Genomic DNA, 539 nt, shown 5'->3' with positions numbered 1-539 from the left:
CTGTTTGGTCTGGCCGATACGCCACGGATTGCCGGTGGCCGGCAAGTGGTCAAGCTGCATCTGCTCTCGCCGGCGCGGCGGCCGGTGCAGGTCACGCAGGACCTGGCCAACTTCTGGCGCAGCACCTATGCCGAGGTGAAGAAGGATCTCAAGGGGCGCTATCCGAAGCACTATTGGCCGGACGATCCCTTGGTCGCCGAAGCCACGGCGCGGGCGAAACCACGCGGCACCTGACCCGCAATGGCTGCGCGCCATTAGCCCATCCGTGCTAATTGCCCTTGGTTGTTCCGGCTCGCAAAATCGCCGCCTGAACAATAACAGCCTTGTTGCCTGGCAACTTGCGCCCAAGGAACGGAACTGCCCATGACCACTTTTTTCAAGCTGAAGAAGTTGATCTTCTTGTCGGCTGCGCTATTGGCCGCCTCCAGTTCGGCCATGGCCGAAGAGCCCGATCCGATTGGCGACTGGTGGATTATCTACGGCAACGGCGTGCCCCAGAAAAACATCATGTACGTCGCCGATGCGACGTCGGTGGTGCC

At 61.0% G+C, this 539-nt stretch carries 1 protein-coding gene; it reads left to right on the top strand.

Annotated features, from left to right (window positions below; genetic code table 11):
• Positions 1-234: ATP-dependent helicase C-terminal domain-containing protein (locus tag J5M56_RS24100; protein WP_207937956.1), on the top strand; the 234-nt coding region annotated here is incomplete at its 5' end.
• Positions 235-539: the final 305 nt, after the last annotated feature.

The organism is Pseudomonas sp. 51_B, from assembly GCF_017491595.1.
Lineage (GTDB): Bacteria > Pseudomonadota > Gammaproteobacteria > Pseudomonadales > Pseudomonadaceae > Aquipseudomonas > Aquipseudomonas promysalinigenes.
This window is presented reverse-complemented; position numbering and strand designations above follow the sequence as displayed.